Genomic DNA, 18,599 nt, shown 5'->3' with positions numbered 1-18,599 from the left:
TTTGGCTGTGGGGGCGATCGCCCGATCTACCTTAATTTTAGATCGTATCATGTCGGAAGACAACGCGGGCAATAAGGGCGATCGCAGTAATTGACCGGAGAGAAGTACCAATCGGGGCCAAGAAACCGGGTTTCTACGAGTCTTTGGTTGGATGACGAGAAATATAGAGAGAAACCCGGTTTCTGAGATTTTCGCATGGGGCCAAGAAACCGAGGTTTACGCATTGAGGCCAAGAAACCGGGTTTCTACGAGTCTTTGGTTGGGTGACGAGAAATATAGAGAGAAACCCGGTTTCTGAGATTTTCGCATCGAGGCCAAGAAACCGAGGAAATCAGGGATTTGGATCTAATTTAACGTCCTGACGGTAGCTCGATTTTGACACCAACTTTTTGAGCGACATCGATCGCCGTATTAGCAAAATCAGTCACGCCAGCGACACCAACGCCGATCGCAATACCCGTCGTTACAATACGTTTTAATATTGTCTTTAATCTGGTATTGTCCCGTTCCTTCTCCGGTTTCTTGATTTCCGCTTCCACAGCTTCAATATCCAGAATTATCCCATCGCGGATGTCTTCGGGAAACTGCGCTGCGGTTTCGCGCATCGATAAAATCAGTTGTAGAATTTCAGCGGTATTCGCGTTATTGATTTGAATGCCGCCAGAGGCTGTTTGTTTGGCGTTGTCTTTTACTTCCTTAGCAATAGCGACGCTGCCGATTTGTGCACCTTGCAAGTTGTTGTTTTGGGGAGAATCTTGAGTCATTTTGTTATTACCTAAGTGAACGTTGTACACAATTTGCTGAGAATTAGAAGCATCTACAAGGTCGCCATATTCTCTTCCGTATTTTTCCATTTCTTCGCCGCCCATTTGCTTTCGGCGCCGAACCTCGATCGCATCATAGCCATCCAGCAACTGCCGCAAATCCAGTTTCAGCTTAAGTTTACCGACGCGCACAGTATTCTCGCCCATATCCTCCAATCCCAGCAATTCCTCGTAATCCAGCGGATCGGCATCGGGATGTCCGGGAACAGGAACCCATTGACTCACTTCCAGATTCGCAAAAGAATTGTGGATTTTGCTAAACATATCGCGAATTATCGTGAGAAAAGAACGCCGCGTCGATTCCCGCCCGCTAACAGAAATAAAGATTTTTCGATCTTTCGGGTCAGATTTGATCCGGGCGATGTTGCAGACATCAGCGCGTTCGCAGTAGGCCAGCATTACGCCAGTCCGCCAGTGGATTTTGTCGTGGATTTTGTCGTGGGTGAGGACAATGAAGCGCGAGACGATGCTGTCGGGGAGGATGTCGTAGTGGTATTGAAATTCCAGAGTTTCGCCTTCGAGTTCGGTGTTTTCCGGTTGTTCTTTCGGCAAGATGCCGGGGATCAGGAAAGTCGGCGCGGGGCAATTGCTGACGGGAAAGCAGAGTTGAAATTCCTGCATCAACTCAGTGAGGCAGTTGTAACGGTGGCGGGGATATTTATGTGAGTCTAGGATGCGGCTGAGGTCGTCGTGGGTGAGAATGCCTTTAGTATTGACTTTGAGATGTTCGTCGCTGAGGAGGGCATAAATTCCTTCTGTCACCCAGTGAGGGTTGAGGATGTTGGTGGATTGCAGGATGGGGTGTTCGCGGAAGTTGAGGACAATGCCCAGGTTGTGCAGCAGTTCCAGCAATTGGGTTTTGTCGGTTTCTTCCCAGATGTTTTGTTTGCCGCAAATACTGGCGTATTCACTCATATTGATGAAGTCTTTGTCAAGCGTTTCCAGACTCTGTTTGACTTGAAACCAGCTTAGCGGCAAAAGATCGTAAACTTCTTTGAGTTCGGAGATTTCGGTGTGGATGGCGCTGCGGAGTTCCTCGATTCCCTTTGCGCTTTCGCAGGAGGTTTCGAGGATGGCTTTAATGTTGGGATATTTGTCGCGCAAGGCTTTGCGGTTGAGATCGAGGGGTTGTTCGTCGCACTTGTTGCCGACGATGATGACGGGGGATGCGTCGCCGAAGCTTTCGATCAGTTTCAACCAGTATTCGAGGCGGTTTTCGTCTTCGCTGATGCGACAGTTGCATACGAGCACGTAGAGGCTGCGTTTGGTAAGGAAAAATTGGTGGGTGGCGTGGTAGATTTCTTGTCCGCCGAAGTCCCAGACGTTGAGTTTGACGGATTTGGTGTTGACTGTAATTTGCCAGTCTGTGATGTTTAGTCCGTCGGTTTGGGATTCGTTGCGGTTGTATTTGTCGCGGATCAGGCGGTTAATTAGGGAGGTTTTGCCGACGCTACCTTGCCCGACTAGGAGGACTTTGGCTTCGTTGAGGGGGCGGACTTCGCCACTGCGGAGTTTTTGGAGATAGTTGAAAATGGCGGCGGGAGTACCGGGATCTTCCCTCTCGTTGGCTGGCCCTAGGATTTCTGGAGAAATGGGTAGGGGATTGCGGCGGAGGTCGAGTTTTTCAAGTTTTGGCAGGGTTTCTAAGCATTCTGGGATTGCTGTAATCCGATTGCTACCGAGGTTAAGTTCCGTCAGATTCGATAATTGGGCGATCGCCTCTGGGATGACTGTAATCTGATTGTTTCTGAGGTCAAGCAGTGTCAGATTCGACAGTTGGGCGAGCTCCTCTGGGATGGAGGTAATCAGATTGCTACTGAGGCCAAGCTGTTTCAGATTCGACAGTCGCCCGAGATCCTTTGGGATTTGGGTAATTTGATTGTTACTGAGATAAAGATGTGTCAGATTCGATAGTTGACCGATGACTTCTGGGATGGATGTAATCAGATTTAAATCGAGGTGAAGCTGTGTCAGATTCGACAGTTGGCCGATGACTTCTGGGATGGATGTAATCTGATTGTTTCTGAGGCGAATCCGTGTCAGATTCGATAGTTGACCGATGACTGCTGGGATGGATATAATCTGATTGTAACTGAGGTCAATCTCTGTCAGATTCCACAGTTGACCGATGACTTCTGGGATGGATGTAATCTGATTGTAACTGAGGCGAAGCCGTGTCAGATTCGATAGTTGACCGATGACTTCTGGGATGGATATAATCTGATTGCTTCTGAGGTCAATGTCTGTCAGATTCGATAGTTGACCGATGACTTCTGGGATGGATATAATCTGATTTAAACTGAGATCAAGCTCTAACAGATTTGGCAGTTGCACGAGTGCTGCGCAAAGCTTTACTAACTCATCTGGGATTTGTGCAAGTTGATTTCCACCGAGGTTAAGCTTTTTCAGATTGGGCAATTGGTCGAGCGTATCTGGGATTTCATTAATCTGATTATGACTTAGGTCAAGTTCTCTGATTTTGGAAAGTTGACCGATCGTATCTGGAATTTGGGCTATCTGATTGTAACTAAGATCCAGCTTTGTCAGATAGGACAGTTGGGCGAGTGCTTCGCAAAGCTTTGCTAACGCATCTGGGATTTGAGTTATTTGATTGTCCTGGAAGACAAGCTCTGTCAGATTGAACAGTTGATCGATATCCTTGGAAATGTCTGTTAAACCAATACTGGTTAAATTTAAAATCTCTAATTGCTTCATTTCCCGTAGCAATTCTGGTATCGTTCCGAATGGATTGCCGCTGAGATTGATCGATCGCAAATTTAAGAGCGATCGTAATTCCTCTGGCAGTGTTCTTAATTGATTGGTGATTAGCGTCAGAGTCGTTTTACCATTATTAGACCACATCCAGCTTTCCACCTTCCCCAACACCAACGTCTCAAGCTGCGTGCACTTGCCAATCTCCGGCGGTAATTCCTCCAACTCCAGCCCCGCCAAATCCAATTGGGTCAAATTTTCCTCAGCCGCCCGGTGAATTCGTCGCACTGCTTCTTCTCGCGTCATGCCCTTTATTTCCCCGTGTGTTTCCCCGCCATCTTGTTTCTATTCTGACAGAGATTTTGGCGATCCGGGAAAGATGACGCGCGATTGTGGAGGCGAGAAACCGCATCGAGGCCAAGAAACCGGGTTTCTACGAGTTTTTGGTTGGGTGACGATAAATATCGAGAGAAACCCGGTTTCTGAGATTTTTGCCTGGGGCGAAAAACCGGGTTTCTACGAGTTTTTTGGTTGGGTGACGATAAATATCGAATTTTTTGCTTGATGGGGAAAGCCAGAAAGCTATAATAAGTAAGCAACCCAAACCTACAGATTCTATGTCAACGATTGAGCAAATCGAATCCGCAATCCTCAAACTGCCTCCCAGCGACTATCAAAAACTGGTGCAATGGCTGCTAGATTTAGATTATGAACGCTGGAGCGAACAGCTCGAACAAGACATCCTTGGTGGTAAACTCGACACTCTAGCACAAGAAGCACTAGCTGACTTTGAAGAAGGGCAATACCGGGCAATCTAATGCACTATACCACCCGCCGTTTTTGGAGTTGCTATGCTGCACTGCCAGACAATGTGCAATCCACCGCCGATCGCGCCTACGAACTTCTCAAAGTCGATCCCAGTCATCCATCTTTACACTTTAAAAAAGTTGGTGAATACTGGTCAGTTCGGGCTGGCAAAAGTCATCGGGCTTTGGGTATAGAAGTTAAACAAGGAATTCTCTGGTTCTGGATTGGTACTCACTCAGAATACGACAAATTAATTAATTAGTAAAGTCAACAATCTGATTTTGGTGACACAAAATATTGCTGATTATGCAAATCTTCAAGACTTGCCCATCGAAAACTGGTTTTCTTAAACTGCTTCATCGGTTTGACTATCGACAATAATGCGATCGATTTGTTCGCGGTGGCGATCGTAATAACGCCAAGTATTATCTAAATCGAAACCCGACAAACCTGGATAATTCCTTAGTAACTCAGCGTCATCAGCGCCCTGTTGGTGAAGCGAAACCAGCGTCCAAACCGGAATGCGGGTATTGCGAATCCTGGCATTTCCTCCACACACTCCAGGTGTACTCTGAATCGCCTTAGCCGAGAGTTTTTCTTGAAAGAGCAAACTCTCTTCAAGTGTCAGCGACTCAATGACTTGAATTAAGGAGTCAACCAACTGAATGTTCATAGCCAGTAATTTACAGAAGATGGAATGGCGATCGCTCCAACTATTATATCAAAATTTTGTGTTTTCGGCGAAGATTTGTTAAACTAGGATTATTAGCTACTGACGATGAATTAGATTGGTCATAGATGCCGATGAAATATGTCATCGATACCCACGCGCTAATCTGGTTTCTGGAAGGAAATCAAAGATTGGGGACTCAAGCCCAAGCAATTCTCTCGAATGTGACCAGTCAGCTTGTTCTACCTGCTATCGCCCTCGCTGAAGCTGCATGGATTGTAGAACGAAATATTACCGATTCAGGTGTAATCTCTGTTATCTGGTGATTGCATTTATGATAGAATCTCAGTTAACAAAGGAAAGCCAATGGTAACAAGCCTAAATGTGGATACAGCACTACTGCAAGAGGCGATCGCACTTAAGGAAGAAATTGCGATCGAAACCCTAGTTGAAATCGCCTTGCGCGAATACATTCAACGCCGCAAACAACCGCAGCATCTCGAACTTAGCTTTGGAGAATCTCTCAGTGCATTTCGGGAAAAATATCAAGTACATGAACTAGGTTTAAATCCCGATGAAGTTTGGGGATAGATTCGCGATCGAACTTTTGACTCAAGTAACTAGAAATAAGCCAAGAAACCGGATTTCTACGAGTCTTTGGTTGGGTGACGAAAAATATAGAGAGAAACCCGGTTTCTGAGGTCTTTGTTACCAACTGATGACAAATGATGCTACCCTTGGCATAGGAAGTTATTTGTTTATGAATCAAATTAAACGTGTTGCCATAGTGGGAGGAACCCACGGAAACGAACTCACAGGAGTATACCTTGTGAAGAAGTTCGATCGCGCGCCAGAGTCAATTTGGCGATCGACTTTTGAAACAATCGCCCTGCTAGCCAATCCCCAAGCCTGCGAAATCGGGACACGCTACATCGATATCGACCTCAACCGCTGCTTTCGACAGCAAGATTTACAAAATCCCCACCTCTCCACCTATGAAGCGCAGCGGGCAAAAGAAATCTACCACATTTTTAGCTCAAAAAATACTCCGCAGCAAAACTTAATTATCGATTTGCACAGCACCACATCCAATATGGGGCTAACATTTATTCTCGCCAGCCAGCATCCTTTTAACCTGCAACTAGCAGCTTATTTAACCTCTGTCTATCCCCACCTCAAGCTGCTGGTTTCGGCAACTAACAATTATGATAGTCCTTTGCTGCGATCGCTCTCCGAGTTAGGCGGTACGCTAGAGGTTGGTGCAGTGCCACAAGGCGTATTGGATGCCTCTTTGTTTCAGCAAACCGAGCAAGTTGTCGGCACAATTTTAGACGGCGTAGAAAGCTACAATCAAGGCACTATGCCAGTTGCAACCAATCCCCTGACTGTTTATCATACCATTGGGGCGATCGACTATCCCAGAAACAAGTCTGGAGAAATTCAGGCAATGATTCATCCTCAGCTACAATCCAGAGATTATGAAGCCCTAAATCCTGGCGATCCGATGTTTTTGACCTTTGATGGTGAGTCAGTCTTGTATGAAGACAAATCGATTGTTTATCCAATTTTTATTAACGAGGCTGCTTACTACGAAAAAGGGATTGCGATGTGTTTTACCCAAAAGCAAACAGTTGTTAGTCAGTAGTCAGTTGTCAGTTGTAAGTTGTCATATCCGGTAACTTTGTTTCAAGATTTTTTTCTAAATATTTGAAACTAAATTAAGGGATAAATAAACCCGCCCCGGCTAGATATTGATGCCAGCGGACATAATATCATTCAACAGTCATTTGAGCGATCGGGCGACAAAAAGTTCTCTTCAGGAACAGCACGAGAATCATGAAATTCCTTCCATACTTGTAAACTAAAAATACAGGCAAGCAGCCATATAAAACCAGCAATATAACCGGCAATCACATCAGTAGGCCAGTGAACTCCGAGATAAAGCCGGCTCAAACCAATAGCAGCAATTAATACCACAGTCAAGCTGTAAATCAACCAGCGCTGCTTGGGAAAGCGCGAACCCAATAAATATCCTAGCAAACCGTAAATAATCATTGAAATCATCGCGTGTCCGCTAGGAAAACTGTAAAATTTTACGTCAACCGTGCGCTCCCAAAGTTGAGGTCGATCGCGCGCAAACAGTTGTTTCAATAGTAAATTTAAACCCAGGCCTCCCACGCCTGTAACTGCAATAGTTGTGGCTTCGGAGCGATGTTTGCGTACCCACAATATAATACCCAAACTCACGCTCAGCATTAGCAGCAGATTGGGTTCTCCCAAAAATGTCAAGCCGAGCATGAGGCGATCGCGCACCGGAGTGTGCAGGCTCCTCAGATATAGTAAGATAGATTTATCGAAAGCGTAGGTTTCCTTTTCCAAAACCTCTTCGGCAATGGTGGCAAATGCCCACATCGCCAAAGCAGCAACCGCAAGGCCGCCAAGCCGAATTATCGAAATGAGCGATCGAATTTTAGAGAGCATTTTTTAACCAATTAAGCAGTAAAAACTGAGAAGATCAAGCTGTTTTGCTTTTGCAATTTAACCTCTCTAGCGGGCAGAAATTCCGCTCTACAAAAGTCTCAATAAACAGTTTATTATAAATAAAAGACGCGACAGTTTACAATAAATATGGGAAACTAAAACGCCTTATCGATCGTCTAGATGATTGAGCCAACTATATTTTGAATGATTGATTGATTTTTGACCTGAAGGAATTGGTTTAAAGCCGGAACCCTTTGAAGGAGAAATTAAAAGAAGACTATTCATTGCTTCAATCCTCGGACTTCCATATCTAGGCAAGCTGTCAACAGTTAACTGTTAACTGTCAACTGTCAACTGTCAACTGTCAACTGTCAACTGTCAACTGTTAACTGACTTCATTCCTCAAATTTTATCTCCCACCGACGAATGACTATCATATCAAAAAAACACTTTTCTGCAATTTTGTTAACCGTGGGGTTGACAAGTACGGCTGCCTGTGCTACCAACAGCTCAGTCAATGCGCCGATCGCCCAAGCCAACACGATCGCCCAGCGCCTCGTTTCAACCGCAGTAGCCCAAAAACCCAGCGGGCAATTCGGTAAGCCGATCGCCTGTACCCTAGGCAAAGACTGTTTTATCATGCACTATTTCGATCGCGATCCCAGCCCAGCCGCCGTCGATTTCGGCTGCGGGCGGCAAACCTACGACGGGCACGACGGCATAGATTTCGCCATTCCCGACGCCAAAGCAATGGCAAAAGGCGTTCCAGTTATCGCATCCGCAGCGGGCAAAGTTTTGCGAGTGCGAGATGGTGTAGTCGATCGACGTTTGCAAAACCAGACAGACAAAGCCAACGTCGCAGGTACAGAATGTGGCAACGGCATGGTAATCGATCACGGTGGCGGTTGGGAAGCCCAATATTGCCACCTCCGCCAAAACAGCATTGTTGTCAAGCCGGGAATGCAGGTACAAAAAGGCACAGTTTTGGGCATGGTGGGCAACTCCGGCCAGGCGTCTTTTCCTCACGTACACGTCACTTTTCGCTATCAAGGTAAGCCCGTAGATCCGTTTGTCGGGCCCGATGCCAAATTGGGCTGCAACACCGCCCGCAATCCAATTTGGGATCAGCCGATCGACTATGTTTCTACAGGTTTAATACGCGCCGGTTTTGCCAACAAGGCACCTGACGAGAACACCGTCTGGGCCGGACAATTTTCTGAGACTCAACTACCTGTAAATAGTCCAGCTTTGTTGTTTTGGGTGCAGAGTTACGGAGTCCTTAAGGGCGATCGCGAACAATACAAATTATTTGCACCAAACGGCCAAACCATCGCTGACCAAACCAATGAAATTAAAGCCCCCAGCCGCACTTGGTTGGGTTATATCGGCAAAAGAAACAGTACAAATTCTCCTCTGACTCCGGGAGTGTGGCGCGCAGAATATCGGTTGACGCGGGGCGATCGAGTTTTAACAGAAGTTAAGCGAGAAGTTGAATTGCGATAACCTTATTTATTCCTTCGCAACCTATCAATTCAAGCAGTCAGAAACCGGGTTCCGAAAATCATGTATCTCAGCCTTGAATTAAGTAAAAACCCGGTTTCTTGGGTATGGATATGCAGATAGTTTAACAGTTGACAGTTGACAGTTGACAGTTGACAGCGAAGTTTTTAGGCTGGGGCTTAAATCCCCAGCCTAAAAACAATCCACCTAAAGGTGGGGGCTTAAATCCCCTGTGCTTTGGTTAAAATAATAACAATATTTGAAAATAGTAGAAAAAGATCGGACGGCGAATGGAATTCGCGACTACACAAACGAAGTCCGCCTGCGCGGACTTAAGAAGAGCGATAATTTTCACCGCGGTGTCTTGTTCGGATTTTGATCACGATCAGGGCAAATTTTCCCAAGCTTGAGCTACAATCTCGCTCAGCCAGAGCCGTTGAGTAAAATCGAGCAAATTGTCGTCGGCGAGTACCTCAGCCTTTAACTCGTCTAAAGACTGAGAGCGCGATCGAGCTATTTGAATCACACCCGCGATCGCCGACGCCACCAATTCTTCATTCAGCGGCTGCTGTCGCAAAGCAATCATTTCTTGAGGATTCGTAGGAATGGGATAATTCATGAGATTGCATACCGAAAAAAGTAGATACTGACCCGCAGCGGGTCAACGAAGAGCTAAGGCGATCGAAAAGCTAAAAATCTGAGAACATTGTAAACTTATTTAAAACTGAATAAGTATTCGGGAGTATAGCCTACTTTGCTCCCTTGTCAACTCCCCCATCTTTATTAATTTATTCAGAATTGAACTCCCCATCATGCAAGAAATTCTTTATCTAGAAGTCCCCACACCGGATACAGCAGCAGTCTGCACCTGGTTGCAGCACGAATTCGACCCCGGAATCGGAGAAAAAATTATTACTCCTGACGGTTTTCGCCTGCTTTCCAACGCAACAACAGCGGAGTTAGTCAAATCTGGAACTCAAAATGCTAATCCAAAACCGACCCTCGCTGATACCAATTCAGAAAACCACAATTGGCGCACAGAACTTTCCACCTTTGTCTGGTCAGTACAGCGCACAACTTATTTAAAAGTCTTTCGTCTAGAAGACGCGCCGCCTGGAGAAAAACAGTTCCTGCAAGCTCTAAATCTGGCTGTCAGAAACAAGTTTCCCGATCGCTACCCAGAACCCCCCACCATAGACCTCTCCAAACAGTCAATTTTTGAAGCTCTTGCCCCCTATTACCCTCTCACCGTCAAATACTTCCAAAAAATGCCCAAAGGCGAATACGACTTGCAGCGCGTTTACTGGTGGGAGCAGCGTTGGCGCGAAAACACTCGCAATCCTCAAAAGCCAAAACAAGTCGTGTTTTTGAAAGAAGAAGAGAAGGAAGAAGGAAGAGGGAAGAAGGAAGAAGGAAGAGGGGAGAAGAAAGCAGGCACTGTTTTGTCGGATGCTGGCGAGACTGTTTACGATTTAATTTATATCGGCGGAGCATTAGGAGTGATTCACGCCGCAGTCATGGCGAGATTGGGCTACCGAGTGCTGTTGCTGGAACGAATGCCTTTCGGGAAGATGAATCGCGAGTGGAATATTTCGCGAGACGAAATGCAAAGCTTAGTTGATTTGGGTTTATTTACGGCAGCAGAAATCGAAACTTTGATTGCGCGAGAATACAAAGATGGCTACTGCAAGTTTTTTGATGCTAACAATCCGCCCATTGCTAAAGCGGAAATTCTGCACGTGCCGAAGGTGTTGAATATAGCTTTGGACAGCGATAAACTGGTGTATTTGGCGGGAGTTAAACTCACAGAAGCTGGCGGCGAAATCTGGGACGAAACTGAGTTTATCAGAGCCGATATTGAAGCTGAAAAAGTTATAGTTCAGAGCTGCCACTTGCCGACAAAAACCGATCGCACTGTCAGCGGACGTTTGCTCGTCGATGCAATGGGTTCGGCTTCTCCCATAGCTTGGCAATTGAACGAAGGACGGGCTTTTGACAGCGTTTGTCCGACGGTGGGAGGAGTCATTGACGGAGGAATGGAGCCGGGAGTTTGGGATTCCGATTACGGCGACGTTCTCTGGAGTCACGGCGATATTTCCCGCGGCCGCCAACTGATTTGGGAGTTATTTCCCGGCGCTGGTGGAGAACTCACAGTTTATCTCTTTCACTATCACCAAGTAAATGCCGAGAATCCCGGTTCTTTGCTGGAACTGTACGAGGATTTTTTCGCAATTTTGCCGGAGTACCGCCGCTGCGATGTCAATAAATTAATCTGGAAAAAAACTACTTTTGGTTATATTCCGGGCCATTTTAGCACCAGCAGCAGCGATCGGGCCGTGGCTGTCGATCGCCTAATTGCGATCGGCGATGCAGCATCTTTGCAATCTCCCTTAGTATTCACCGGTTTCGGCTCTCTCATCCGCAATCTTTTTCGATTAACAGATTTATTGGATACAGCTTTAAAGCACAATTTATTAAGTGCCAAACACTTAAACCAAATTCGTGCCTACCAGAGCAATATATCAGTAACTTGGCTGTTTTCCAAAGGCATGATGGTGCCGACGGGGCGAACTTTGCCACCCCAAAGAATTAATTCAATGCTCAATACCTTTTTCGGTCTTTTGGCAGAACAAGAACTCACCGTCGCGGAAACTTTTATTAAAGACAGAGCCGACTGGTTAACTTTCAATCAATTGGCAATTAAAGCAGCCAGAAAAAATCCTTCTCTCCTGTTGTGGATTTTAGATTTTGTCACCTTGCGCGATATTTGGCGCTGGTTGGGGAGTTACTTGACTTTTACTCTCTTGGCTTTGGCGAGTTTCCTATTCGGATGGCTTCCCAGTTTCGCCCGCAAAATACAGCCTTGGTTAGAGCCGCGCTATCCGGCTGTGTGGCTGTGGCTGTTGGCTACCAGCTATGCTCTTACCTACGGCATGGGAAAGGGTAGAAAATAGAAGACCGGGCGGTTGAAACGGCGGCTATACAAACTCTCACCCGCATTGCCAAGGGTTGAAGAACAGGCGGTTACAATTACGTTTGACATTATTTTCTCGACACCGCGGAGGTGGTCGCTGAGCTTGTCAAAGTGCGGACATCATTTTTGTAGATGCGGTTTCAACCGCCGTATTATCTAAAACTCAACCAACTAAAAACTGTTTCCACGGTCAATTCTAATTCGATTCCACTGAGTATGGGCAATTGAGCAGTGCCTTTGTATAGTTCCACCTTTTGTCCGGGAAACACGGCCAAAATACTTTCTTCCTCTGGATACATCAACCACCCCAATTCTGTGCCATTTCGTGAACAATGCAGTAATTTACTCAGGACTTTGGTTTGGCTTTGTTCTGGAGATAGAATTTCAATTGACCAGTCTGGATGAATGTCAAAGCGGTTAGCAATTCTCCACGATGACTGTATGGGAATCCTTGCCCATCGGAATACGGCGATATCTGGGACAATTGATGCACCCCCAAAAGTACAGCGCAACTCTGGAAAAGAATAAGCATTTTTTGGTGTTTCTACTATCTGATTAATGACAGCACAAAATTTACTCTGTAATCTGCTATGTTCGCCTTGAGGTATGGTTTTTTGAATGATTTCTCCATCGATAAAATCTGAGGTAGGTTCGGTTTCTGGAAGTTTCAGGAACTCTTCTAAAGCGATTTTAAGTTTGACAAATGTAGTCATCAATCAGTTCTCTTAAAAGTAAACTGGATAGGAGACTTTTACCGACTTATCCCAAGCTGAAACCCAATTAGCTGTCTTTTTGGTAATTGATAATTTTGAGCAATTACCAATTACCAATTACCATAAAGAATGGCTTGAACGCCGGAACCCTGATCGGGAGAAATTAAAAGAAGATGATTCATTACTCCAATCCTCTTCCTGACCGGGAGAGGTCGCCCTCAACTGTCAACTGTCAACTGTCAACTGTCAACCTATCGAAAACTAGGCAATTCAATTTCAGCTAACGATCGAGGTTTTTTATAAGGCCGTAGCGGACTAGCAATCAAGGCCAGCCAATCGGGTTGTGCGATTGCTGTAGGTATGGCTTCACTCGATCGCGCTTCTTGAAGGCCAAAGGTTTCCACTGAATTCAAAATTGGAACCGCCTTGGCCAATTCTGGGCTGCCTAATTTGGCAGCAGCAGTTTCCGGTTCAGGCTCAGCCATAGGTAATTGAGGTTCTGCAACCGCAACCGCCGAGTCAGTTGCAGCCTCCTGAGTGCGGTAGGTTTCGCTCTCCAATTGAATGCCGGATGCTTGGGCTAATTGGTTAAGTTCCAGATTGGCGATCGATTCAGGGTCGATCGCATATTCAGCAAGCGCTACCTCTGGATGCTCTTCGGACTCTGACCAAGGTTTGACAGGGGCAGCGTTGAAGGCTGGCGGCAGCGGAACCTGAGAGCTTTTGACCACCGCAAGCAAGGATTCTAATTGCTTGTGGGCGCTATCCTCCGCATCGTCAGGTGGCTCAATAATTGGAGACTTCTGTGGCATCTCCAGACTTTTTTCCAAGGCAGCTTTGAATTGCAGAGTGTGGCGCTGCTGGCGGTGCAAGCGCGATCGCAATTCCTTGCAAACATTTTCTGTGGCTACTAGCTGATGAAACTGTTCGTTGTAGCGCTGCACAGTAGACGCACATTCTCGCTCCACAATCGCTAGCCTGGTTTGGCTGGTTGCTAACTTACTTCTTAAACTCTCCACTAAAATTTCTTGACTTTGGAGGGTTTGATGGGAAACTTCCACTTTGCCAAACAGCCGCGTCAATTGTTCTTGAGTGTTTTCGAGTTCAGCAGTCTGCTTTTCTAGCAAGGCTTCGCGATGCTGCCAGTTTTTTTGGGACTCTTCGAGCGCTGTTTCTAGCTGGGCGATGCGCTGCAAAAGGTCGCGGTTGCATTCGTGCAGCGCTTGCATGAGGGTGACTGGGGTAGAGCCTTGTCCCTGATGCTGTTCGGCATTGCCAAGCAGATTTTTGAGATTGTTTGAAATCGTCGGCGATCCCGGCTCTGGCGGCTGTGTCTGAGATTGCAAATTGTTGGCGGAGGTTGTTGTGGGAATTGCATCTACGCTGAGCGCGTTGGGAAAATCTACTGTTTGCCAGTCTTCTTCTGGCTGTTGGGGAACCCTTGCGGGAGTTTCTGTCGCAGGGGGCGCGATCGGCTCAAAACCCCCAGCAGCAGCAAAATTTGACTGCAATGGTTCATCGGCTCGAACAGCAGGGTGCGATTGGTGCTGACTGGCTCGAAGATCAGCTTCTGACATGGCTTTTTATCCCAATAGTCACAGGGTCTCACATACAGTCTATCCTGATAGATTCTCCAAAAGAAACCCCTAGTCAGAAGGAAGAAGGAAGAAGGAAGAAGGAAGAGGGAAGAAGGAAGAGGGAAGAGGGAAGAGGGAAGAGGAAAGAGGGAAGAGGGAAGAGGGAATAAGCAGAAAAATGCCCACACTCTCCCACTGGGAGCATCGAGCGCGCCAGCTTATTTAGTGCGAGCATCGAGCGCGCACGCCAGCTTATCTAGTGCGAGCTTAAGAGCTCGCGTGCCTTATCTAGCTCGCGAGCTCTTAAGCTCGCACTCCAAAAAAATGCTTTTTGCACTTATTGAGATGCTTCCCTCAAACTCTTCGACTCTCTCATGCCGTGCGATCGGCTAAGCTTTTTCAATAACCGCAAAATGTTTGTCAATCATTGCTGGAATTTCAGCAGGTTTGATGCGACTGTAGCGAGTTTTGTCCGGCATCAAAACCATATTTGGCCCGGCTTTGCACTGTTTGAGACATCCGGTTCCCTGAACAGTCACTTGCCCTTCTAAACCCCGCGCATTCAAAGCAGTTTCTAAAGCTTTACAGACTGCTGCGCTGCCCCGCTTCTGGCAGTCAGATTTTTGACATACTAATATTTTAGTTTTGGTTTTAGCCGGAGTTTGGACAGTTTGAGTTGCTGTGCAAGTGCTGACTTCGGTTTTATCGTTGGCGAAGCCCTGGAAAAGGATCGCGCCATCTAAGGTCAATACCGCAGCAGGTAAACTGGTAGAGTCGAGCTGTTCGGGCGATCGATCGTTGTTACCTTGAGCCAGCTTGAGACTGCGAGCTTTAAGTTTTATTTTACCATTTTTCAAATTGAGTTCTTTCTCACCCGCAACTTGAACTCTCAACCCAGTCGTCAAAACGGGCCCTAAAAATGACCGCAACTCCTTGCAAAGTTTAACCAGAAACTCTACTCCGCGATCCGTACCAATTCGCAAATATTTAAGTTTGTAACCATCTTCAATAATCAGGCTGAGGATTTCTCCCTCTAAGCTAAATTCCGAAAGTTGCTTACCAGATTGATACATTGTCATAACTCCTTTAAATCCGTGACATCCATTAAATCCGTTAAATAATCCGTTCCCGAACTGCCTTTAGGCGATTTGCCAGCAGCACTCCAGCAAATGCACCAGTTCGCCCCGTGAAGCGCTCAATTGCCTCAAAACACTCGCTAATTGAGCAGCTTGTTTAGCCGTGCTAATTTTTGCCCGCAAAGGTTGATCAACTCCGCACCAGCAGGGAATTTCTAGCTCTTGCAAGCGTTGGTAAACTTGCCATCTGTCTAGCCAACTGACTGGCACGATGTCACAGACTTCTAATTCTGGATCTGCTGGATTCATTTTTTTAACAACAATAATGATTTGCATTAATTTTTGCTCTTGATGTACCCCATTTTCAGGAAGCATTCAGAACAAGCATCTTTTTAGAGGATAACGCAACTGCAAATAATTCTCAATAGATTTTGTAAAAAATTTTTCTACTATACAAAGTCTTCCACTATCGAGGCCGACCCTGCTTGACTGGTAAATCTAGGGTGCTAGAGTGAGTCTATTGGCAACAAAACTGCCTATTGAAAGGAGAACACACATGGCTGAGATTCAGAGTGCATTGAGACCGTTTGGTCACATAGCCGAAAACCCAGTTCTACTAGAACATTCAGTCACAGCACCGATTTGTGAAGGGATGAACGCGCTGCTGGCAAGTTTTCAGGCTTTATACCTGCAATATCAAAAACATCATTTTGTGGTGGAAGGGGCAGAATTTTACTCCTTGCACCAATTCTTTCAAGAAAGCTACGGAGAAGCTCAAGATAGTGTCCACGAATTGGGCGAACGCTTGAACGGGTTGGGCGGCATACCGGCGGCTAGCTTTAGCAAATTAGCCGAGATGTGCTGTTTTGAGCCAGAAGCCGACGGCGTATATTCCTGCCGCCAAATGCTGGAACATGATTTGACAGCAGAACAAGCTATTATAGGTTTACTGCGCCGTCAAGCAGGACAAGCAGAAAGTTTGGGCGATCGAGCTACGCGCTACCTCTACGAAAAAATCCTGCTAAAAACAGAAGAGCGAGCTTATCACATTTCCCACTTCCTCGCCCCCGATACCTTAGTGCAATTGAACTTAAACTAACCCGAAAAAAGCAATTTCCCTAAATCGGAAAAAAGCTTAAAATCCCCTCCAAATTCAAAATTTGGGGGGATTTCAGATTTGGCAGCTTATCTGTAGGGACACAGCACTGCTCAATGCGTGTCAACTGAAGCCTGAAAGCCTTGATAAATCTCGCTCATCATCGAGTCTAGATCCCCCTCCCATCCCCCTTAAGAAGGGGGACTTTGAGAATATTCCTGTCCCCCCATCGAAGCGGAACTTTCTGAATACTCATGTCCCCCCCTTCTTAAGGGGGGCTAGGGGGATCTCCGCTTTCTTATACAAAGTGCGATAGCCTACTCAAAATTAAGGAGCTAAAGCACTACCGCGCAACAAGCTACCAATGGTTTTCGCAGTAATCTTCATCTGAATGAAGGGATTAGCCGGCACCACGGTCTTATACAAGTAGCTATCAAATGTGAGTTTCTGCACATCGCGATCGGCACACATTTCCACAAAAGCTTCGCGAGTAGCATCAGAACGGTAGAACACGCGCTGCAAAATGTCAAGCACCTTGTAAGTAATACCGTAAGCCTTATCCCACCGCTTCAGATACAGCTTGATTTCTTGTTCCGTTGGAATCCGCGCGCCATTATTGGAAATCTCCACAATAGTTTCAGCGCACATCCGGCCAGACTTAGCGGCAAAATAGATACCTTCGCCCGAAGACTTGGTAACATAACCGGCAGCATCACCGATGAGGGCAACTCGGCCGACAACCCGGCGGGGACGCGGATGTTCTGGGATGGGGTGGGCTTCCACTTTAATGATTTCACCGCCCATGAGTTTTTTGGCAGCGCGGGCCCGGACTCCGGCTTGAAGCTTTTTGATGCTGGCTTGATTGACTTTCATGGTGCCGGTACCGACGGCTACGTGGTCGTATTTGGGGAACACCCAGGCGTAGAAGTCGGTGGAAACGTCGTCGCCGACGTACATTTCGGCTAGACCTTCGTAGTAAGCCATTTTATCTTCTGGGAGGCGGATGCGTTCTTGGAAGGCGATCGCATAATTGTAGTCACCAGCATCAATCGCCTTCGCGACGCGGGAGTTAGCGCCGTCAGCCCCGATTACCAAATCCACTTTCAGGGTTTTCTGAATTCCCATTGCGGTGCCGTTGGAGTGGTCGGCGTAGTGGAGAATGTAGGGGTCGGTGTTGTTCGTGGGAATGTCTAAGGTGTGAACGGTACCGTTAATCAGTTTGGCACCTAAGGAGGCAGCCCGATCGCGCAAAAAGCCATCGAGGACTTCCCGGCGGCACATACCGATATATTCGTGTTCGTTTTCGATATTGATGTCCACCTCTACATTGGAGGGGGAAATCATTTTCATTTTTCTGACTTGGCGATCGATAATACTTTGCGGCAAGTCAAATTCTTCGACCATGCACAGGGGAATTGCCCCGCCGCAGGGTTTTGCGTTGTCTAATTTGCGCTCAAATAAATAAGTTTCGATGCCTGCTTTTACCAATGTTTCGGCGGCGCAAGAACCGGCTGGCCCTGATCCAACAACTGCAACCCGTAGTGTCAAAGCTTTTCTCCCCAATTTTTTCTATAGTTTTTACCAGTCAGATGTGATGGTATCACGGAGTTTCTTTGCTGTGGGGTGAGAATGGGAGATTTAAATGAAATGAAACAGAGCTTAACAATTAGATACGAAAATAGGCATCGCGCGAGGGATGGGGCGCGGGGAATTGTTGAGCTGTTGGTTGTAGTTTTTAGCAGGAAGGAAATATCTAAACGTATGGGAAACCAATGCAAACGCCTATCTTTGATGCAGCCCTCCGACAATTAGCTGTAGCTTCTATTAGCGGATACCAGAAACACATCTCACCGATAAAAGGGTTTTCTTGCGCTCACCGAGTGCTATACGCGGGGGAGTCTTGCTCGCAGTATATCAAGGGCGCGATCGCCAAATTTGGCTTATTTGGGGCGATAAAAGCGTCGCGCCGCCGGTTTGCTGCTTGCAAGCACGCGAACCAAATCTTGAAAGCCCGGTTTACCAGTGAATCTGGCAGTGAAGACTCCAATTTCGAGGGTAACGATGAACCCAAATCCGATCGACCAAAATCTCAGGGGGAAACTCCTGGCAGAAGCTCTCTGTGTGAAAATTACTGTACTAAATGGCTAGACTGTATTGAATGGCTAGATT

General features: G+C 46.6%; 19 protein-coding genes. 10 read left to right on the top strand and 9 right to left on the bottom strand.

Features of this window, described 5'->3' with window-relative positions:
• Positions 1 to 350 precede the first annotated feature (350 nt).
• On the bottom strand, positions 351 to 3,842 hold the full coding sequence (locus QUB66_RS01200) for a leucine-rich repeat domain-containing protein (RefSeq protein WP_332967531.1): 3,492 nt from the start codon (positions 3,840 to 3,842) through the stop codon (positions 351 to 353).
• A 311-nt stretch (positions 3,843 to 4,153) separates the two neighbouring features.
• Here QUB66_RS01200 and QUB66_RS01195 point away from each other — a divergent pair, with 311 nt between their 5' ends.
• Complete coding sequence (locus QUB66_RS01195; RefSeq protein WP_332967532.1) at positions 4,154 to 4,354, top strand: hypothetical protein; 201 nt, start codon at positions 4,154 to 4,156, stop codon at positions 4,352 to 4,354.
• A complete protein-coding gene (locus tag QUB66_RS01190; protein ID WP_332967534.1) occupies positions 4,354 to 4,605 on the top strand; it encodes a hypothetical protein in 252 nt (83 codons plus the stop codon). The genes QUB66_RS01195 and QUB66_RS01190 overlap by 1 nt, the downstream gene beginning before the upstream one ends.
• Positions 4,606 to 4,689: 84 nt before the next feature.
• On the opposite strand, the gene QUB66_RS01185 is transcribed toward QUB66_RS01190, so the two are convergent.
• Complete coding sequence (locus tag QUB66_RS01185) at positions 4,690 to 5,016, bottom strand: DUF433 domain-containing protein (protein ID WP_332967536.1); 327 nt, start codon at positions 5,014 to 5,016, stop codon at positions 4,690 to 4,692.
• A gap of 131 nt (positions 5,017 to 5,147) precedes the next feature.
• Here QUB66_RS01185 and QUB66_RS01180 point away from each other — a divergent pair, with 131 nt between their 5' ends.
• From QUB66_RS01180 to QUB66_RS01170, 3 genes are all read left to right on the top strand, one after another.
• Complete coding sequence (locus tag QUB66_RS01180) at positions 5,148 to 5,339, top strand: type II toxin-antitoxin system VapC family toxin (RefSeq protein ID WP_332967538.1); 192 nt, start codon at positions 5,148 to 5,150, stop codon at positions 5,337 to 5,339.
• Positions 5,340 to 5,379: 40 nt separating this feature from the next.
• The gene (locus QUB66_RS01175; RefSeq protein WP_332967539.1) at positions 5,380 to 5,604 is read left to right on the top strand and encodes a type II toxin-antitoxin system VapB family antitoxin; all 225 of its coding nucleotides are present in this window, start codon (positions 5,380 to 5,382) and stop codon (positions 5,602 to 5,604) included.
• 169 nt (positions 5,605 to 5,773) lie between these two features.
• On the top strand, positions 5,774 to 6,658 hold the full coding sequence (locus QUB66_RS01170; protein ID WP_332967541.1) for an aspartoacylase: 885 nt from the start codon (positions 5,774 to 5,776) through the stop codon (positions 6,656 to 6,658).
• 131 nt (positions 6,659 to 6,789) lie between these two features.
• Here QUB66_RS01170 and QUB66_RS01165 read toward each other — a convergent pair whose 3' ends face one another.
• Entirely contained in the window at positions 6,790 to 7,494 is a 705-nt protein-coding gene (locus QUB66_RS01165) for a phosphatase PAP2 family protein (protein WP_332967542.1), read from the bottom strand.
• A 426-nt stretch (positions 7,495 to 7,920) separates the two neighbouring features.
• On the opposite strand from QUB66_RS01165, the gene QUB66_RS01160 reads away from it, so the two are divergent.
• The gene (locus QUB66_RS01160; RefSeq protein ID WP_332967544.1) at positions 7,921 to 8,997 is read left to right on the top strand and encodes a M23 family metallopeptidase; all 1,077 of its coding nucleotides are present in this window, start codon (positions 7,921 to 7,923) and stop codon (positions 8,995 to 8,997) included.
• Between the two features lie 382 nt (positions 8,998 to 9,379).
• On the opposite strand, the gene QUB66_RS01155 is transcribed toward QUB66_RS01160, so the two are convergent.
• Positions 9,380 to 9,613, bottom strand: a complete 234-nt coding sequence (locus QUB66_RS01155) for a hypothetical protein (protein ID WP_332967545.1) — start codon at positions 9,611 to 9,613, stop codon at positions 9,380 to 9,382.
• A 193-nt stretch (positions 9,614 to 9,806) separates the two neighbouring features.
• Here QUB66_RS01155 and QUB66_RS01150 point away from each other — a divergent pair, with 193 nt between their 5' ends.
• Positions 9,807 to 11,948, top strand: coding sequence for an NAD(P)/FAD-dependent oxidoreductase (locus QUB66_RS01150; RefSeq protein WP_332967547.1), 2,142 nt, complete (start codon positions 9,807 to 9,809; stop codon positions 11,946 to 11,948).
• A gap of 172 nt (positions 11,949 to 12,120) precedes the next feature.
• Here the strand turns inward: QUB66_RS01150 and QUB66_RS01145 are convergent, their stop codons facing one another.
• Together QUB66_RS01145 and QUB66_RS01140 are read right to left on the bottom strand one after the other, a co-directional pair.
• A complete protein-coding gene (locus tag QUB66_RS01145; RefSeq protein WP_332967549.1) occupies positions 12,121 to 12,681 on the bottom strand; it encodes a Uma2 family endonuclease in 561 nt (186 codons plus the stop codon).
• A 251-nt stretch (positions 12,682 to 12,932) separates the two neighbouring features.
• Positions 12,933 to 14,192, bottom strand: a complete 1,260-nt coding sequence (locus QUB66_RS01140; RefSeq protein ID WP_332967551.1) for a hypothetical protein — start codon at positions 14,190 to 14,192, stop codon at positions 12,933 to 12,935.
• On the opposite strand from QUB66_RS01140, the gene QUB66_RS01135 reads away from it, so the two are divergent.
• The gene (locus QUB66_RS01135) at positions 14,192 to 14,428 is read left to right on the top strand and encodes a hypothetical protein (RefSeq protein ID WP_332967553.1); all 237 of its coding nucleotides are present in this window, start codon (positions 14,192 to 14,194) and stop codon (positions 14,426 to 14,428) included. The two genes, QUB66_RS01140 and QUB66_RS01135, sit on opposite strands and share 1 nt — an antisense overlap.
• Positions 14,429 to 14,647: 219 nt before the next feature.
• Here QUB66_RS01135 and QUB66_RS01130 read toward each other — a convergent pair whose 3' ends face one another.
• A complete protein-coding gene (locus QUB66_RS01130; protein WP_332971186.1) occupies positions 14,648 to 15,331 on the bottom strand; it encodes a (2Fe-2S) ferredoxin domain-containing protein in 684 nt (227 codons plus the stop codon).
• Between the two features lie 66 nt (positions 15,332 to 15,397).
• Positions 15,398 to 15,670: an Asr1405/Asl0597 family protein gene (locus QUB66_RS01125; RefSeq protein WP_321161501.1), complete on the bottom strand. Its 273-nt coding sequence runs from the start codon at positions 15,668 to 15,670 to the stop codon at positions 15,398 to 15,400.
• A gap of 220 nt (positions 15,671 to 15,890) precedes the next feature.
• Between QUB66_RS01125 and QUB66_RS01120 the strand changes: the two genes are divergently transcribed.
• Positions 15,891 to 16,433 (top strand): Dps family protein, encoded by a 543-nt coding sequence (locus tag QUB66_RS01120; RefSeq protein ID WP_265233574.1) that lies wholly within the window; start codon positions 15,891 to 15,893, stop codon positions 16,431 to 16,433.
• Between the two features lie 324 nt (positions 16,434 to 16,757).
• Here the strand turns inward: QUB66_RS01120 and chlP are convergent, their stop codons facing one another.
• Positions 16,758 to 17,978, bottom strand: coding sequence for a geranylgeranyl reductase (chlP, locus tag QUB66_RS01115; protein ID WP_265233575.1), 1,221 nt, complete (start codon positions 17,976 to 17,978; stop codon positions 16,758 to 16,760).
• Positions 17,979 to 18,202: 224 nt separating this feature from the next.
• Here chlP and yidD point away from each other — a divergent pair.
• On the top strand, positions 18,203 to 18,599 hold a 397-nt coding region (yidD, locus tag QUB66_RS01110; protein ID WP_332971184.1), incomplete at its 3' end, for a membrane protein insertion efficiency factor YidD.

This window comes from Microcoleus sp. A2-C3 (genome assembly GCF_036706065.1).
Taxonomy (GTDB): Bacteria; Cyanobacteriota; Cyanobacteriia; order Cyanobacteriales; family Microcoleaceae; genus Microcoleus.
This window is presented reverse-complemented; position numbering and strand designations above follow the sequence as displayed.

What these genes read in the sequence shown, in the direction of transcription:
- QUB66_RS01200 (WP_332967531.1), bottom strand. Translation starts at nt 3,842, where the DNA reads ATGACGCGAGAAGAAGCAGTGCGACGAATTCACCGGGCGGCTGAGGAA.
- QUB66_RS01195 (WP_332967532.1), top strand. Translation starts at nt 4,154, where the DNA reads ATGTCAACGATTGAGCAAATCGAATCCGCAATCCTCAAACTGCCTCCC.
- QUB66_RS01190 (WP_332967534.1), top strand. Translation starts at nt 4,354, where the DNA reads ATGCACTATACCACCCGCCGTTTTTGGAGTTGCTATGCTGCACTGCCA.
- QUB66_RS01185 (WP_332967536.1), bottom strand. Translation starts at nt 5,016, where the DNA reads ATGAACATTCAGTTGGTTGACTCCTTAATTCAAGTCATTGAGTCGCTG.
- QUB66_RS01180 (WP_332967538.1), top strand. Translation starts at nt 5,148, where the DNA reads ATGAAATATGTCATCGATACCCACGCGCTAATCTGGTTTCTGGAAGGA.
- QUB66_RS01175 (WP_332967539.1), top strand. Translation starts at nt 5,380, where the DNA reads ATGGTAACAAGCCTAAATGTGGATACAGCACTACTGCAAGAGGCGATC.
- QUB66_RS01170 (WP_332967541.1), top strand. Translation starts at nt 5,774, where the DNA reads ATGAATCAAATTAAACGTGTTGCCATAGTGGGAGGAACCCACGGAAAC.
- QUB66_RS01165 (WP_332967542.1), bottom strand. Translation starts at nt 7,494, where the DNA reads ATGCTCTCTAAAATTCGATCGCTCATTTCGATAATTCGGCTTGGCGGC.
- QUB66_RS01160 (WP_332967544.1), top strand. Translation starts at nt 7,921, where the DNA reads ATGACTATCATATCAAAAAAACACTTTTCTGCAATTTTGTTAACCGTG.
- QUB66_RS01155 (WP_332967545.1), bottom strand. Translation starts at nt 9,613, where the DNA reads ATGAATTATCCCATTCCTACGAATCCTCAAGAAATGATTGCTTTGCGA.
- QUB66_RS01150 (WP_332967547.1), top strand. Translation starts at nt 9,807, where the DNA reads ATGCAAGAAATTCTTTATCTAGAAGTCCCCACACCGGATACAGCAGCA.
- QUB66_RS01145 (WP_332967549.1), bottom strand. Translation starts at nt 12,681, where the DNA reads ATGACTACATTTGTCAAACTTAAAATCGCTTTAGAAGAGTTCCTGAAA.
- QUB66_RS01135 (WP_332967553.1), top strand. Translation starts at nt 14,192, where the DNA reads ATGGTTCATCGGCTCGAACAGCAGGGTGCGATTGGTGCTGACTGGCTC.
- QUB66_RS01130 (WP_332971186.1), bottom strand. Translation starts at nt 15,331, where the DNA reads ATGTATCAATCTGGTAAGCAACTTTCGGAATTTAGCTTAGAGGGAGAA.
- QUB66_RS01125 (WP_321161501.1), bottom strand. Translation starts at nt 15,670, where the DNA reads ATGCAAATCATTATTGTTGTTAAAAAAATGAATCCAGCAGATCCAGAA.
- QUB66_RS01120 (WP_265233574.1), top strand. Translation starts at nt 15,891, where the DNA reads ATGGCTGAGATTCAGAGTGCATTGAGACCGTTTGGTCACATAGCCGAA.